Here is a 13,521-nt window from a genome sequence, read left to right as displayed (position 1 = left end):
GGCTGCCCGTCCGGTTGTCACAGTCGTGCCGGGGGCCGCTCATCGGCTCTCCGCCGCGATCGGGACGGCGGGGCGGACCGGCGCGGGACGGACCGGGGCCGGGGACTGGACCGGCCGGGGCACCCGGGCGGCGGACCGGGGCGCCGGTGCTCGGGCCGGCTCGGCACCCGTGGTCGGATGGACGGCGCGGCCGGACCGGCCGGCCGGAGCCGGGGCGGACGGAGTCCCGGCGGGCGCGTCGGCCGGCGTGGGGAGGCTCAGGGCCGCCTCGGAGCCCAGCCGGCGGCGCAGCGTGTTGAGCGCCCTGGAGGTCTGACTCTTGACGGTGCCCGGGGAGATCTCCAGCAGCGCGGCGGTCTGCGCCTCGGACATGTCCTCGTAGAAGCGCAGCACCAGCACGGCCCGTTGCCGGGCCGGCAGCGCCTGGAGGTGCCGCCAGAGCGCGTCCCGGTCGAGTTGCTGCTCGATCTCGTCGACGCCGGCGCGCTCCGGCAGCACCTCGGTGGGACGCTCGCCGTGCCAGCGGCGCCGCCACCAGCTCGTGGACGTGTTGACCATGACCCGGCGGGCGTACGGCTCGATGGCGTCGATCCCGCCGAGCCGTTTCCACGCCAGGTAGGTCTTCGTGAGCGCGGTCTGGAGCAGGTCCTCGGCGGTGGCCCAGTCACCGGCGAGCAGATACGCGGTGCGCAGCAGCGCGCCGGACCGGGCCGCGACGAATTCGCGGAACTCCTCCTCCAGCGGGTCTCTGCTCACCACAGTCATCTCCCCCCGTCCTGCCTGGCAGAATGCCACGGCCACGCCGGTCGGGTCGATGGCGGAAGGTGTGCAGTTCATCCGATGTTCGGACGAAAAGTTTCAGGCTCCGTCGTCGGCCTTGGCCTCGTCGGCCTCCTTGCCCAACCGCGCTTCGACCGCCTGCGGCTCGTACATCTCCTCGACCACACGCAGGTAGAGCTCGTTCGGGTTGGGCAGATTCTTGATCACCCGGAGTGCCTGTTCCTGGCCGGCGGACTCCAGCACGAACGTGCCGTAGTTGAGGGCGCGGCCGGTCGGGCTCTGCTCGTACTTCATGTCGGTGACCCGGGTGAGCGGCATCATCGCGACCTGCCGGGTGATGATGCCGTTGACCACCATCACCCGTTTGTTGGTCAGGATGAACCGGTCGTACCACCAGTCGGCGACCTTCCACGCGACCCAGCCCATCACGGCGAACCAGAGCAGCACCGCGACGGTGGTCAACGCGCCGACGTCCCGCCCGGCGAGGAAGCCGGAGAGGTAGCCGAGCACGAACGTGGCCGCGACGCCGACGATGATCGGGGTGGTGAGGTGGATCCAGTGCCGCTTCCACTCGCCCCGGTAGCGCTCGGTGGGGAAGAGGTAGCGCGCCACGAGCGAACTGGGCTCGTCCTCCAGCGGCAGCACCCGACGGGGTGCCATGCCGGTGGCGTCGGACCGCAGCCCGGCCAGCTCCTCCTCGGAGATCGGCTGGTCCGGGAAGCCGTCCGGATCCCGCGCCCAGGCCCGGCCGGACCGCCCCTCGGCGGCGTAGGCGCTGCCGTAACCGACGTCGTCCGCGTCCGCGTACGGGCCGGGGCCGTAACCGGCCGGGTCGTCCGGGTCGATCCGGGGGATCGGCTCGGTGTCACGCTCCCGTCGCGCCCGGTCGGGGTCGTCCGGGTCGAAGGGTGGACCGGAAGGGCTTCCCATCGGCGGCTAGGCGACGAGGTTGGTGAAGAAGTCGCCGAACCCCTGCGCGATGTCCATGATGCCGCCACCGAGAGACTTGAAGACGTCGGCGGCGGAGTTGGGCCGGTACGCAACGAAGAAGATCAAGAATGCGATGCCGGCCCAGGTGAGGACCTTCTTGACCATAGCGGGCCATCCTCTCGCGCGGCGCCGGGTCCGTTTACCGCAGCGGCACCCAGAGTATCAGCATGGTGTCTTACCGTGAATATCTGCGTCCGCTCTCTCCGACTCGCCGTGGCGAGCCGGTCAGGCCCGCCCGTGCAGGTACGGAGACGGTGCGCCATACACGAGTTCGGGCGGTGTCCACTCGGTGAGGTCGTGCAACACGACCTCTTCCGCGAGGAGGTGACCCGCGCTCGCCGGCCAGGCTATCGCATGGAGCCACATTCCCCGAGCCTCGCCGGCGTACGCGCTTCGATCCGTTACGGAACGGACGAGCCACAGTGGAGTCGGATGACCGCCCGCCCGGATCTTCGCGTGCGGCAGACGCTCGGGATGACCAGGGCCGGGGTCGGTCAGCGCCTCCTCCACCTGGGGACCGGGATCGGGTCCGGGCAGTCCCGCGAAGCGGGAACCGAGACCGACGCCGGGCTCCTCGGCGACGAAGATGAGATCGGCCGGCCCACCGTCCAGGGGGGCCGGACCGGCGCAGGCGACCAGAGTGGCCCGTACGCCCGCCCGCTCGTCGCCCGCCCAGGCGACGCCGGTGAGCGTCCAGCCCGGCGGGAGCGGCCACGGACACCACAGCGGCATCCGGAGCCGGTCGGCCGGATCGGGATCGGCTGCCACCCGCTCCACCACGCTGGCCATGATCTCGGCGCTGATGTGCTCCGGCACGTGCAGCGGCGCGACCGGGCCGCAGCGCACGCACCGGTGCTCGGCGTGCATCAGGTCCGGCTCGCGCACCGGCCCCGCGCACTTCGGACAACTCACCGCGACAGTCACACCCTCACCGTCGCCCCGGACCCGCGAGGCGTCAAGCGGGGCGCGTGGGATTTCCGTCCGGTGGTGGACCCACGGGGTTTCAGTCCGGCGGCGGCCCGGCGTACGACCGGATCCAGGCGTGCATGGCGATGCCGCTGGCCACACCCGCGTTTATGGACCGGGTCGAACCGTACTGGGCGATGGAGAACAGCGCGTCGCAGGCCGACCGGGCCACCGGCGACAGCCCCGGCCCCTCCTGGCCGAACAGGAGCACGCAGCGGCGCGGCAGCACCGCCGTCTCCATCGGCCGGGAGCCGGGCAGGTTGTCGATCCCGACCACCGGCAGCCGCTCGCCGCGCGCCCACGCGACGAACTCCTCGATCGTGGCGTGGTGCCGGACGTGCTGGTAGCGGTCGGTCACCATGGCGCCCCGCCGGTTCCACCGCCGCCGCCCGACGATGTGCACCTCGGCGGCGAGGAAGGCGTTGGCGTTGCGGACCACGGTGCCGATGTTGAAGTCGTGCTGCCAGTTCTCGATCGCGACGTGGAAGTCGTGCCGGCGCCGGTCCAGGTCGGCCACCACCGCCTCGCGCCGCCAGTAGCGGTAGCGGTCCACCACGTTGCGCCGGTCCCCGCCGGCGAGCAGCTCCGGGTCGTAGCGCGGGTCGTCCGGCGGGTCACCGGGCCACGGCCCCACACCCACGTCGAGCTGGTCGTCGGTCACGGTTGCCGAGGGTACGGCCCGGCGGCGTCACTGTCAGCGCAGGTCGAGCGCGCCGCCCAGCCGGTCGAGGAAACGCGTGTCGGCGGGACTCGGGGCGCTCTCCCCGGCCCGGCACACCCGGGCCGCCACGGACTCCACCCACTGCCGGTACGCCGCCGAGTCGGCCGGATCGGCCCGGCGGCGCAGCACACGTACCGCGGCCCGGGCTGCGGCCAGCAGGTCGACCAGGTCGGTCAGGCGCTCGTCCCGCTCGGTGGCCCCGTCGTGGCGGGCGTAGATCGCGGCCACCACGGCGCGGACGAGATCACTGTCGAACGCCCGGCCGGCGGCGACCGCGTCCAGGCCGGCCAGACCGGCGGCCACACCGCGCGGCGGGCGTCCGGGTCCGGGAGAGGCGGCGGCGACGAGGACGCGGCCCGGCAGGTCGGTCAGCAGGTCCCACTCCGCCGCGGAGTAGGCGGCGGTGGTGAGCGGTGCGGCGCGGCGACCGGCGGAGGGCGGTTCGCCGGCTACGGAGTGGCTCATGGGAACCTCCAGCCCGAGCATATGCCCCCGGACGAGGTCCGGGCCCCGTCCCCGCCGAACGGGGAACGAGGCCCGGTGACCGGACGGACGTGAGGTCAGCGCGGCTCGGGGAAGCTGGGACGCTCCGGGTCGACGCCGTCCGGGACGGCGGCGGCCGCGTACTCCTTCTTCGGCACCATGACCTTGCGGCGGAACACGCAGACGAGGGTGCCGTCCTGGTTGTAGCCGCGGGTCTCGACCGCCACCACGCCGCGGTCGGGCTTCGACGCCGACTCCCGCTTGTCCAGCACCGTCGTCTCGCCGTAGATGGTGTCGCCGTGGAACGTGGGCGCGACGTGCCGCAGCGACTCGATCTCCAGGTTGGCGATCGCCTTGCCGCTGACGTCCGGCACGGACATGCCCAGCAGCAGCGAGTAGATGTAGTTGCCGACCACCACGTTGCGCTTGAACTGCGAGGCGGACTCGGCGTAGTGCGCGTCCATGTGCAGCGGGTGGTGGTTCATGGTGAGCAGGCAGAAGAGGTGGTCGTCGTACTCGGTGACCGTCTTGCCCGGCCAGTGCCGGTAGACCGCGCCGACCTCGAACTCCTCGTAGTAGCGGCCGAACTGCATCCTTGTCCCCTTCACGGGCGGCGATGGAGTTCGGCACAGCATGCCTTATCGCTTGTTAAGGCGAGGGGCGGGGCGCTCGCCCGGCGGAAATGTCACACCGGGGGTCACCGAGGTCCGGACGCAATGAGCGGCGGGGCCCTCCCCGGCACCCGCCGCCCACGCTCTGATGCGAAGAATTCTGCCGTACGACCACCCTCCGCCGACAGAGACGGAGGTCACATTTATCTTTTCGTAACACTACTGAAAGTAACCGACACTCAGTCGGTAAGCGATCACCGCAGGCTGCATAGACGCTTGTCAAGGCCGAAGTTACCGGCGCGTAGCGGACACATAGCGTGATCTCCTTGGAAACGCTCCCATCACCGCCCGTCACGCAAGTGCGGCATGCATTTGCGTTCCGCACGGCCGGGGCGAACAGATGGGGTTCGATGTGCTCAGGGTCACCGTCCCGGCGCTCAGCGTTTCGTCACCCGCGCGCCGGGAATTCGGACGGACTGACCCTGGTTCCACCGGACGTACGACAATCCGCGGTGATCGGAGAGAGCAAATGGCAACGGTTGAGCTGACCACGGCCAACTTTGACGAGGTGACCGGGCGCGACGGGATCGTCCTGCTCGACTTCTGGGCGGACTGGTGCGGCCCGTGCAAGCGCTTCGCCCCGGTCTACGAGCGCTCCTCGGAGAAGCACCCGGACATCGCCTTCGGCAAGGTCGACACCGAGGCGCAGCAGGAGCTGGCGGTGAAGTTCAACATCAGCTCCATCCCGACGATCATGGCGATCCGTGACGGCGTGATCGTCTTCGCCCAGCCGGGCGCGCTGCCGGAGTCGGCGCTGGAGAACCTCATCGAGCAGGTCCAGGCGCTGGACATGGACGACGTCCGCAAGAAGCTGGCCGAGCACAACCACTGACGTTCCGTACGCCACCGGCCGGCGCCCTCCGGGGTGCCGGCCGGCGGCGTCCTCGCGCCCGCCGGACCGGCGGGACGGGTAGTGAGGAATGGCCGAGTGAGGGACACTTTCGGCCACTTCACTCCCGTAACGTCACCACACGATGGAGACCTTGACCGCCCACGGGCGCGCGGTCCGAGTGGGCGCCACCCTGCTCGGCCTGGCGCTGCTGCTCCTGGGCACCGTGCGCGGCACCGACGACGACTTCCCGTTCGGGCCGTTCCGGATGTACTCCACCTCCGACCCGCCGAACGCGCCCGCCCCGGACACCCGGGTCGAGGGCGTCGACACCACCGGGACGGTGGTCGCGCTCGGCCAGGAGGCCACCGGCATCCGCCGGGCCGAGATCGAGGGTCAGCAGGGCCGGTACGCCACGGACCCGAGCCTGCTGCGCACCGTCGCCGACGCGTACGCCGAACGCCACCCCGGCGCACCCGAGCTGGTCGAGGTGCGGATCGTCGTCCGCTGGTTCGACATCCAGGGTGGCCGCCCGACCGGCAGGTGGACCGACGAGACAGCGGTGCGCTGGGAGATCGGCCGATGACCGGCTGGCTGACCGAGGCGGTCCCGCGCGGCCGGATCGCCGCCTTCCGCACCCTGGTCTACCTCTTCGTCGCCGCCGACCTGGTCGTCTTCACCCCCTGGGTACGCACCCGGGTCGACGTTCCCGGCGACCTCTACCAGCCGCTGCTCGTCGGCCGGCTGCTCCCGCTGCCCACCCCCACCCCGGCCCTGGTCGGCGTGGTGTTCTGGGCACTGCTGGTCACCGCGCTGCTGGCCGCCACCGGCCGGGCGCACCGGCTGCTCGGCTGGACGGTCTTCGCGCTGTACTTCGAGTGGATGATCGTGGCGATGAGCTACGGCAAGGTCGACCACGACCGGTTCGCGCTCCTGGTGGCACTGGCCGTGCTGCCCACCGCGGGGCGCGCCCGGCACGGCGACCCGACCCGTACCGAGGCGGGCGGCTGGGCGCTGCGGGTCACCCAGATCGCGGTCATCTGCACGTACTTCCTCGCCGCCTGGGCCAAGTTCCGCTTCGGCGGCTGGGACTGGGCGACCGGTTCCGTGCTGGCGAAGGCGATCATCCGGCGCGGCACCGACCTCGCCGACCTGATCGCGCAGGTGCCGCACCTGCTGATCGTGGCGCAGTTCGGCATCCTGGCGTTCGAGCTGCTCAGCCCGCTGGTGTTCGTGCTGCCGGCCCGGTGGCGGACGATGACCGTCGGCTTCTTCTACTCGTTCCACCTGGTGACCATCGCGACGATCACCATCTCGTTCGCGCCGCACCTGGCGGCGATGACCAGCTTCCTGGCGCTGGAGAAGGTCCGCCCCGTGGTGTTCGTCAGGCGCCTGCTCGGCCGCCCGCCGCCGGCCGCCCCGACATCCCCCGCGCCGGCGACCGCCGATGTGACGCCGGCCCCCGGCCCCTCCGCGCCGGCGACCGCCTGAGCGCGGGCACGCCGGTCAGGCGGTCGGACCCGGGCGGCCGGTCGGGCCGTACAGCCGCTCCCGGGCCTCCTGCGGCAACGCGCAGGCGGCGGTACCGCCCGGCATCCGGTGCCGGTTGCGCGCCACCCAGCGGTACGCGGGCCAGGCCGCCGCGCGGACCGGCACGAGGCGCAGCCCGGCCCCGGCGAACCGCCAGAGCGGCCCGCTGTCGCCGAGCAGCCGGGCGATGGCGTCCGGACCGGCGGCGCGGGAGCCGTCGGCGCCCACCCACTGGACCGCCTCCTCGCACTCGGCCTCCGTCAGGCCCAGCGCCGCCAGGTCGGCGAACTGCCACGGCACCACCCGGGCGCCGGTCGGGATGCGGCGCTCGATGAACTGCGCGCAACTGGTGCAGAAGGCGCAGTCGCCGTCGTAGACGAAGGTCGACGTCTCCATGCCTCCATCCTGCACCCGCCCCGGGCCCCGGCGGCGCGCGGTGTCCGGAGCATCACTTGCGCTTTGTTCGTACACATGTTCGAATGAACGCCATGCGCTGGGACAACCTCTCCGCTCCCCCGGACGAGGGGACTCCCGATCGGGCGGCGCCGGCGGCTCCACCCCTGCCGCTGGCGCTGCCCGGCGCCGTCGCCCGCACGTTCGACACCCCGGGCTTCGCCGGCATGACGTTCTACGAGGTGCACGCCAAGTCGATCATCAACCGGGTGCCCGGCCAGTCGCGGGTGCCGTTCGAGTGGACGATCAACCCCTACCGTGGTTGCTCGCACGCGTGCGTCTACTGCCTGGGCGGCGACACACCGATCCTGATGGCCGACGGCCGCACCAGGGCGATCAGCGAGCTGGAGCCCGGCGACCGGATCTACGGCACCCGCCGGCGCGGCGCCTACCGCCACTACGTCGTCACCTCGGTGCTCGACAAGTGGTCCACTGTGAAGCGGGCCTACCGGGTCACCCTGGCCGACGGCACCACGCTCGTCGCCAGCGGCGACCACCGGTTCCTCACCGAACGCGGCTGGAAGCACGTCACCGGAACCATGCGGGGCGGCGGGCGCCGTCCTCACCTGACCACCCGCAACCGCCTGCTGGGCACCGGCCGGTTCGCGGTCGCGCCGAAACGCTCGGCCGACTACCACAGGGGCTACCTGCACGCCCTGATCCGCGACCACGACCGGCCCGGCTTCGGTGCCCGCTTCCGGCTGGCCACCGCCGAGACGGAGGCGCTGGATCGTGCCGAGCGCTACCTGGCCGACGCCGGGGTCACCGTCGAGCGGGCCACAGCCGGCCGGGTCGGCCGGCGGGCGACGACCACTGTGGTACGCACATCCGGCCCGGCCGAGGTCGTCACCGGGTTGTTCGCGCCACCCGACGACACCACCGGTGACTGGGCGCTCGGCTACCTGGCCGGCATGTTCGACGCCGCCGGCACATGCCACCGGGGCGTGTTCCGGATCAGCGTCGCGGACGACGAGAGCCGGGCCCGCACGGCCGCCGCGCTGGACCGGTTCGACTTCCGCTGGTCGCTCGACGTGCCGGGTACGCCGGGTGCGGCGCGTCAGCTCCGGCTGACCGGCGGGCTGCCGGAGCGGCTGCGCTTCTTCCACCTCACCGACCCGGCAGTCACCGCCCGGCGCTCGATCGAGGGCATGGCGCTCAAGTGCGCGGCGCGGCTCCAGGTGACCGCCGTCGAGGATCTGGGCCTGGAGCTTCCGCTGTGGGACATCACCACCGGCACCGGCGACTTCATCGCCAACGGTGTGGTCAGCCACAACTGCTTCGCCCGCAACACCCACACCTATCTCGACCTGGACGCCGGTGCCGACTTCGACCGCAAGGTCATCGTCAAGGTCAACGCGGGCGAGCTGGTACGCCGGGAGCTGGCCGCTCCGCGCTGGCGCGGCGCGCACGTCGCCATGGGCACCAACGTGGACTGCTACCAGCGGGCCGAGGGCCGCTACCGCCTGATGCCACAGATCATCGAGGCGCTGCGCGACTTCGCGAACCCGTTCTCCATCCTGACGAAGGGCACGCTGCTGCTGCGTGACCTGCCACTGCTGCGCCAGGCCGCCGAGGTGACCCGGGTCGGGCTGTCGTACTCCGTGGGGTTCGTCGACGAGGCGCTCTGGCGGGCGGCCGAGCCGGGCACCCCGAGCCCGCGCCGCCGCCTGGACGCGGTCCGTCAGCTCGCCGACGCCGGCTTCGAGGTGGGTGTGCTGATGGCGCCGATCCTGCCCGGTCTCAGCGACGACGAGGAGTCGATCGACGCCACTGTCGCAGCGATCGCCGCCTCCGGCGCGGCCGGCGTGACGCCGCTGCCGCTGCACCTGCGGCCCGGCGCCCGGGAGTGGTACGCCCGCTGGCTGGCCCGGGAGTTCCCGCACCTGGTGCCCCGTTACCGGCAGCTCTACCAGGCCGGCTCGTACGCGCCGCAGGCGTACCAGCGGGAGGTGACCGCGCGGGTGCGGATCGCGGCACGCCGGCACGGGCTGCACCGGGGCGAGACCGGCGACAACCGCCGACTGCCCGAAACTCCGCCGCCTGCCCCGGCCGCCGAACAGCTCTCCCTGCTCTAGCCGCCGAGAGAACCCGCACCGGCGGGGCTAGTGTCGGGGGATGCGTTCCGCTCAGCAGATCCTCGCCGACTCCGCCGTGATCGCCGTCGTGGGCGCCTCCCGTGACCCGGGCAAGGCCGCGCACCGCGTACCGCTGGAGATGCAGCGGCACGGCTGGCGGATCATCCCGGTCAACCCGACGGTGGACGAGTTGTTCGGCGAGAAGGCGTACCCGACGCTCGCCGACATCCCGCACCCGGTCGACCTGGTCGACGTGTTCCGCCCGGCCCGGGACGCGGTCGACGTGGTCCGGCAGGCGGTGGCGATCGGCGCCCCGGCGGTGTGGTTGCAGCTCGGGATCTTCTCGGACGAGGCACGCCGGATCGCCGAGGAGGCCGGCCTCGACTACGTCGAGGACAGATGCCTCATCGTCGAGCGGGCCGCCGCCGGACTGACCCGTACGCCAGGCGGAACGGCCGGCTGACGGCGCGTACCCTTCGGGCATGTCCGATCCCGGCCCGATGGCGGCTGCGGCGGTGCCCGACCGCGACGGGCTGTGGTCCCGCCGGCTGCTCGCGCCGAGCGGCTGATCGCCGCGATCGAGCGGTTCCGGACCACGCCGGAGGCACTGGCGGTGGGGTTGCCGGTGACCGCACCGGAACCGGCCCCCGGCGTGGCGGAACGATGAGTCCTACTGCTTGTACTGCTTGAGCAGGCCGCGCGAGATGATCGTCTTCTGGATCTCCGAGGTGCCCTCGCCGATCAGCAGGAACGGCGCCTCGCGCATCAGGCGCTCGATCTCGTACTCCTTGGAGTAGCCGTAGCCGCCGTGGATCCGGAACGCCTCCTGGACCACCTCGGCGCAGTACTCGGACGCGAGCAGCTTCGCCATGCCGGCCTCGACGTCGTTGCGCTGGCCGGCGTCCTTGAGCCGGGCCGCGTTGACCATGAGGGCGTGCGCGGCCTCGATCTTCGTGCCCATCTCGGCGAGCTTGAACGCGACGGCCTGGTGCTTGGCGAGCGGCTGGCCGAAGGTGTGGCGCTGCTGGGCGTACGCGACAGCCAGCTCGAACGCCCGGATCGAGATGCCGCAGGCGCGGGCCGCCACGTTGACCCGGCCGACCTCGATGCCGTCCATCATCTGGTAGAAGCCCCGGCCGACCTTCTCCTCGCCGCCGAGCACGGCGGAGGCGGGCACTGTGACGCCATCGAGCACCATCTCGGTGGTCTCGACGCCCTTGTAGCCCATCTTGTCGATCTTGCCGGGGATGGTGAGGCCGGGCGCGGTCTCGCCGAAGCCGGGCTCCTTCTCCAGCAGGAAGGTGCTCATGTTGCCGTAGACCGAGTCGGCCCCGGTGTCGGTCTTGACCAGGGTGGCCACCACCGACGAGTACGCCCCGTTCGTCAGCCACATCTTCTGGCCGTTGAGGACGTAGTTGTCACCCTCGCGGACGGCCTTCGACTTGATCGCCGAGACGTCCGAGCCGCACTCGGGCTCGGACATCGAGAACGCGCCGCGCACCTCGCCGGTGGCCATCCGGGGCAGCAGCCGGGCCTTCTGGTCGGCCGAGCCGTGCTGCGAGACCAGGTACGCCACGATGAAGTGGGTGTTGACGATGCCGGAGATCGACATCCAGCCCCGGGACAGCTCCTCCACCACGAGCGCGTAGGTCAGCAGGGACTCGCCCAGGCCGCCGTACTCCTCGTCGATGGTGAGGCCGAACAGCCCCATCTCGCGCATGCCGTCGAGGATGTCGCTCGGGTACTCGTCGGCGTGCTCCAGCCGCTGCGCGTGCGGGATGATCTCCTTGTCGGCGAACTCCCGGACGGTTTCCAGGATCGACCGCTGCACGTCGGTCAGTCCGGGTGTCTGGGCGAGTCGGGCCATCTCAGCCTCCGGGGTCGGCGCCTTACTCATGGGTAACTGAACGCTCGGTCAGTATCGGCCCCGGGACCGGCCGCGCCAAGGTGACCAGTCCACACAACCGCTGTGAAAAGGTTCACCGCTGCGGGTAGCGTCCGCAAGAGAAAAGGCCGTCGACCTGGGGAAAGGGGCGCGCGTGAGTGACGAGCAGCCACCCTCGCCGTACGAGCCGCCGTCGCACGGCCAGCCGTACGGGCAGCCGCAGTACGGCCAGCAGCACCAGCAGTACGGCCAGCAGCCGCCGTACGCGCCGCAGCCGCCCTACGGCCAGTACGGCCCGCCCGGCCAGGGACCAGGACCCCGTGGCACGAACGTGCTCGCCATCCTGTCGCTCGTCTTCGCGTTCGTCTTCGCGCCCGCCGGCATCGTCTGCGGCCACCTGGCCAAGCGGCAGATCCGGCAGACCGGCGAGGACGGCGACCAGCTCGCCACCTGGGGGCTGGTCCTCAGTTACATCTTCACCGCGCTCGGCGTGCTGATCTGCTGCGGCTGGATCGGCCTGGCGTTCTGGGCCAACTCCGACAACAGCACCCACTGACGGTCAGCGGAACTGCGCCTCCCGGACGCTGTTGCCGCCGTCGACCACGAGCATCTGCCCGGTGATGTACGAGGCGGCCGGTGAGCAGAGGAACGCGATCGCCGCGGCCACCTCGTCCGGGGTGCCGGGGCGCCCGACCGGCGTACCGAGCCCCTGCTTGATCTCCGCCATGGTGGATGCCGCGGTGTGGATGATGCCCGGCGCCACCGCGTTCACCGTCACGCCGTCGGCGATCATCTCCATCGCCAGCGCCCGGGTCAGCCCGACCACGCCGGCCTTGGCCGCCGCGTAGGCCGCCTCGGTGGGCAGCGCGTTCACCGGCCCGGCGGTGGCCGCCAGATTGACGATCCGGCCCCAGCCCCGCTCGGCCATGCCGCCGATGAACGCACGGCTGCTCAGGAACGCGGTGGTCAGGTTGCGGTCGATCTCGCCGCGCCACTCGTCGTACGTCAACTGGGCCACCGGACGCAGCACCTCCGGGCTGGCCCGGCTGGCCAGCCCCGCGTTGTTCACCAGCACCTCGACGTCGCCGAGCTGCTCGGCGACCGCGTCGGCGAGCGCGCCCACCTCCGACTCGTCGGTGAGGTCGGCGACGAAACCGGTGACACCCAGCTCGCCCGCGCGATCGTGGATGCGCCTCGTGGTGGACACGATCGCCACCCGGGCGCCCAGGTCGGACAGCCGGCGCGCGGTCGCGTACCCGATGCCGTCGGGGCTGCCCGCGCCGGTCACCAGCGCGACCCGGCCGTCCAGGCGCATGGTGGCCGGTTCCGGCAGCGGCGCGGGCCGCTCGGAGTCGGCGGCGCCGACCGGCTCGCCGCCACGCGGGCGTCGCACCGACCCCGGCCGGCTCATGTCCCGTCGCGACCGACCCCCACGCGCGTCAAGTGCCATGCCGAAGATCCTGCCCGGTGCCGACCGAACGGGCAACGCGGTGGCCGAAAGGGGACGCCCGTGTCGCGCGCCGGGTGGCTACCCTGAGCGCGACCACGTACCTGGAGATGATCAGATGACCTATCCCCCACCGTCCGGTGGCTGGCAGGACCCCTCGGCGGCCGGGCCGCAGTCGAGCCCACCGGCCGACCCGCTGCTGCCGATGGCCGGCAACCCCATCCCGGCCCAGCCCAGCCCGGCGGACCCGTACGCGCCCGCCGACTCGTACGCCGGCATGAAGTCCGCCGACCCGTACGCGGCGGCCGGTTACCCGCCGGGCGCCTATCCGCAGCCGGGCGCGTACCCGCCCCCGGGGGGTTACCCCGGATACGGGTACCCCGCCGGACCGAAGCAGAACGGCCTGGCCATCGCCGCGATGATCGTTTCGATCATCGGCGCGCTCGGCCTCTGCGGTTACGGCCTCGGTGGCTACATCGGCGTGGTGGGCGCGATCCTCGGTCACGTGTCCCGTAAGCAGATCAGGGAACGCGGTGAGGGCGGCGAGGGCTTCGCCACCGCGGGCATCATCGTCGGCTGGATCGCCACCGCGCTGGCCGTGCTGGCCACCGCCGCCATCGTGATCTTGATTGTCTGGGCGGCCAACCAGGAGTCGTCCGGCTACAGCGGCACGACCTACTGAACCCGGCGG

Annotated in this window: 17 protein-coding genes; 7 read left to right on the top strand and 10 right to left on the bottom strand. The window is 71.9% G+C overall.

What is annotated here, in order from left to right; all coding sequences use genetic code 11:
- Window positions 1-39 precede the first annotated feature (39 nt).
- From AB0D28_RS02260 to AB0D28_RS02230, 7 genes are all read right to left on the bottom strand, one after another.
- The gene (locus AB0D28_RS02260; RefSeq protein ID WP_357381316.1) at window positions 40-765 is read right to left on the bottom strand and encodes a SigE family RNA polymerase sigma factor; all 726 of its coding nucleotides are present in this window, start codon (window positions 763-765) and stop codon (window positions 40-42) included.
- A gap of 93 nt (window positions 766-858) precedes the next feature.
- Window positions 859-1,710 carry a PH domain-containing protein gene (locus AB0D28_RS02255; protein WP_357381314.1) on the bottom strand — a complete coding sequence of 284 codons (852 nt, stop codon included), beginning with the start codon at window positions 1,708-1,710 and terminating at the stop codon, window positions 859-861.
- Between the two features lie 6 nt (window positions 1,711-1,716).
- Window positions 1,717-1,875: a hypothetical protein gene (locus tag AB0D28_RS02250; protein ID WP_013283898.1), complete on the bottom strand. Its 159-nt coding sequence runs from the start codon at window positions 1,873-1,875 to the stop codon at window positions 1,717-1,719.
- Between the two features lie 120 nt (window positions 1,876-1,995).
- Entirely contained in the window at window positions 1,996-2,682 is a 687-nt protein-coding gene (locus AB0D28_RS02245) for a DUF6758 family protein (protein WP_357381312.1), read from the bottom strand.
- 91 nt (window positions 2,683-2,773) lie between these two features.
- Window positions 2,774-3,397, bottom strand: coding sequence for an RNA methyltransferase (locus tag AB0D28_RS02240; protein ID WP_357381310.1), 624 nt, complete (start codon window positions 3,395-3,397; stop codon window positions 2,774-2,776).
- Window positions 3,398-3,430: 33 nt separating this feature from the next.
- Complete coding sequence (locus AB0D28_RS02235) at window positions 3,431-3,922, bottom strand: hypothetical protein (protein ID WP_357381308.1); 492 nt, start codon at window positions 3,920-3,922, stop codon at window positions 3,431-3,433.
- Window positions 3,923-4,017: 95 nt separating this feature from the next.
- Complete coding sequence (locus AB0D28_RS02230; protein ID WP_013283894.1) at window positions 4,018-4,533, bottom strand: MaoC family dehydratase; 516 nt, start codon at window positions 4,531-4,533, stop codon at window positions 4,018-4,020.
- A gap of 547 nt (window positions 4,534-5,080) precedes the next feature.
- On the opposite strand from AB0D28_RS02230, the gene trxA reads away from it, so the two are divergent.
- The 3 genes from trxA to AB0D28_RS02215 all read left to right on the top strand — a co-directional run bounded on the left by trxA (window position 5,081) and on the right by AB0D28_RS02215 (window position 6,931).
- On the top strand, window positions 5,081-5,443 hold the full coding sequence (trxA, locus tag AB0D28_RS02225) for a thioredoxin (protein ID WP_269702434.1): 363 nt from the start codon (window positions 5,081-5,083) through the stop codon (window positions 5,441-5,443).
- 142 nt (window positions 5,444-5,585) lie between these two features.
- Window positions 5,586-6,026: a hypothetical protein gene (locus AB0D28_RS02220; protein ID WP_357381306.1), complete on the top strand. Its 441-nt coding sequence runs from the start codon at window positions 5,586-5,588 to the stop codon at window positions 6,024-6,026.
- Entirely contained in the window at window positions 6,023-6,931 is a 909-nt protein-coding gene (locus AB0D28_RS02215) for an MFS transporter permease (protein ID WP_357381304.1), read from the top strand. Before AB0D28_RS02220 ends, AB0D28_RS02215 begins: the two co-directional genes overlap by 4 nt.
- 15 nt (window positions 6,932-6,946) lie before the next feature.
- On the opposite strand, the gene AB0D28_RS02210 is transcribed toward AB0D28_RS02215, so the two are convergent.
- The gene (locus AB0D28_RS02210; RefSeq protein WP_357381302.1) at window positions 6,947-7,366 is read right to left on the bottom strand and encodes a DUF393 domain-containing protein; all 420 of its coding nucleotides are present in this window, start codon (window positions 7,364-7,366) and stop codon (window positions 6,947-6,949) included.
- An 83-nt stretch (window positions 7,367-7,449) separates the two neighbouring features.
- Between AB0D28_RS02210 and AB0D28_RS02205 the strand changes: the two genes are divergently transcribed.
- Window positions 7,450-9,498 (top strand): intein-containing Rv2578c family radical SAM protein, encoded by a 2,049-nt coding sequence (locus tag AB0D28_RS02205; protein WP_357381300.1) that lies wholly within the window; start codon window positions 7,450-7,452, stop codon window positions 9,496-9,498.
- Between the two features lie 40 nt (window positions 9,499-9,538).
- Window positions 9,539-9,961 carry a CoA-binding protein gene (locus AB0D28_RS02200; protein WP_357381298.1) on the top strand — a complete coding sequence of 141 codons (423 nt, stop codon included), beginning with the start codon at window positions 9,539-9,541 and terminating at the stop codon, window positions 9,959-9,961.
- Between the two features lie 207 nt (window positions 9,962-10,168).
- Here the strand turns inward: AB0D28_RS02200 and AB0D28_RS02195 are convergent, their stop codons facing one another.
- A complete protein-coding gene (locus AB0D28_RS02195) occupies window positions 10,169-11,365 on the bottom strand; it encodes an acyl-CoA dehydrogenase family protein (RefSeq protein WP_357381296.1) in 1,197 nt (398 codons plus the stop codon).
- A gap of 172 nt (window positions 11,366-11,537) precedes the next feature.
- Between AB0D28_RS02195 and AB0D28_RS02190 the strand changes: the two genes are divergently transcribed.
- Complete coding sequence (locus AB0D28_RS02190; protein ID WP_357381294.1) at window positions 11,538-11,939, top strand: DUF4190 domain-containing protein; 402 nt, start codon at window positions 11,538-11,540, stop codon at window positions 11,937-11,939.
- Between the two features lie 3 nt (window positions 11,940-11,942).
- Here AB0D28_RS02190 and AB0D28_RS02185 read toward each other — a convergent pair whose 3' ends face one another.
- Window positions 11,943-12,794, bottom strand: coding sequence for an SDR family NAD(P)-dependent oxidoreductase (locus AB0D28_RS02185; RefSeq protein ID WP_357381292.1), 852 nt, complete (start codon window positions 12,792-12,794; stop codon window positions 11,943-11,945).
- Between the two features lie 154 nt (window positions 12,795-12,948).
- Here AB0D28_RS02185 and AB0D28_RS02180 point away from each other — a divergent pair, with 154 nt between their 5' ends.
- The gene (locus tag AB0D28_RS02180; protein WP_357381290.1) at window positions 12,949-13,512 is read left to right on the top strand and encodes a DUF4190 domain-containing protein; all 564 of its coding nucleotides are present in this window, start codon (window positions 12,949-12,951) and stop codon (window positions 13,510-13,512) included.
- The last annotated feature ends 9 nt before the right edge of the window (window positions 13,513-13,521 follow it).

The sequence above is a fragment of the Micromonospora sp. NPDC048169 genome, from assembly GCF_040652815.1.
In the GTDB taxonomy this organism is placed as follows: Bacteria; Actinomycetota; Actinomycetes; order Mycobacteriales; family Micromonosporaceae; genus Micromonospora.
This window is presented reverse-complemented; position numbering and strand designations above follow the sequence as displayed.

Excerpts from the sequence above, each read along its gene's own strand:
- AB0D28_RS02235 (WP_357381308.1), bottom strand. The coding sequence starts at position 3,922 with ATGAGCCACTCCGTAGCCGGCGAACCGCCCTCCGCCGGTCGCCGCGCC.
- AB0D28_RS02255 (WP_357381314.1), bottom strand. The coding sequence starts at position 1,710 with ATGGGAAGCCCTTCCGGTCCACCCTTCGACCCGGACGACCCCGACCGG.
- AB0D28_RS02200 (WP_357381298.1), top strand. The coding sequence starts at position 9,539 with ATGCGTTCCGCTCAGCAGATCCTCGCCGACTCCGCCGTGATCGCCGTC.
- AB0D28_RS02195 (WP_357381296.1), bottom strand. The coding sequence starts at position 11,365 with ATGGCCCGACTCGCCCAGACACCCGGACTGACCGACGTGCAGCGGTCG.
- AB0D28_RS02230 (WP_013283894.1), bottom strand. The coding sequence starts at position 4,533 with ATGCAGTTCGGCCGCTACTACGAGGAGTTCGAGGTCGGCGCGGTCTAC.
- AB0D28_RS02180 (WP_357381290.1), top strand. The coding sequence starts at position 12,949 with ATGACCTATCCCCCACCGTCCGGTGGCTGGCAGGACCCCTCGGCGGCC.
- AB0D28_RS02215 (WP_357381304.1), top strand. The coding sequence starts at position 6,023 with ATGACCGGCTGGCTGACCGAGGCGGTCCCGCGCGGCCGGATCGCCGCC.
- AB0D28_RS02185 (WP_357381292.1), bottom strand. The coding sequence starts at position 12,794 with ATGAGCCGGCCGGGGTCGGTGCGACGCCCGCGTGGCGGCGAGCCGGTC.
- AB0D28_RS02205 (WP_357381300.1), top strand. The coding sequence starts at position 7,450 with ATGAACGCCATGCGCTGGGACAACCTCTCCGCTCCCCCGGACGAGGGG.
- AB0D28_RS02210 (WP_357381302.1), bottom strand. The coding sequence starts at position 7,366 with ATGGAGACGTCGACCTTCGTCTACGACGGCGACTGCGCCTTCTGCACC.
- AB0D28_RS02250 (WP_013283898.1), bottom strand. The coding sequence starts at position 1,875 with ATGGTCAAGAAGGTCCTCACCTGGGCCGGCATCGCATTCTTGATCTTC.
- AB0D28_RS02260 (WP_357381316.1), bottom strand. The coding sequence starts at position 765 with ATGACTGTGGTGAGCAGAGACCCGCTGGAGGAGGAGTTCCGCGAATTC.
- trxA (WP_269702434.1), top strand. The coding sequence starts at position 5,081 with ATGGCAACGGTTGAGCTGACCACGGCCAACTTTGACGAGGTGACCGGG.
- AB0D28_RS02220 (WP_357381306.1), top strand. The coding sequence starts at position 5,586 with ATGGAGACCTTGACCGCCCACGGGCGCGCGGTCCGAGTGGGCGCCACC.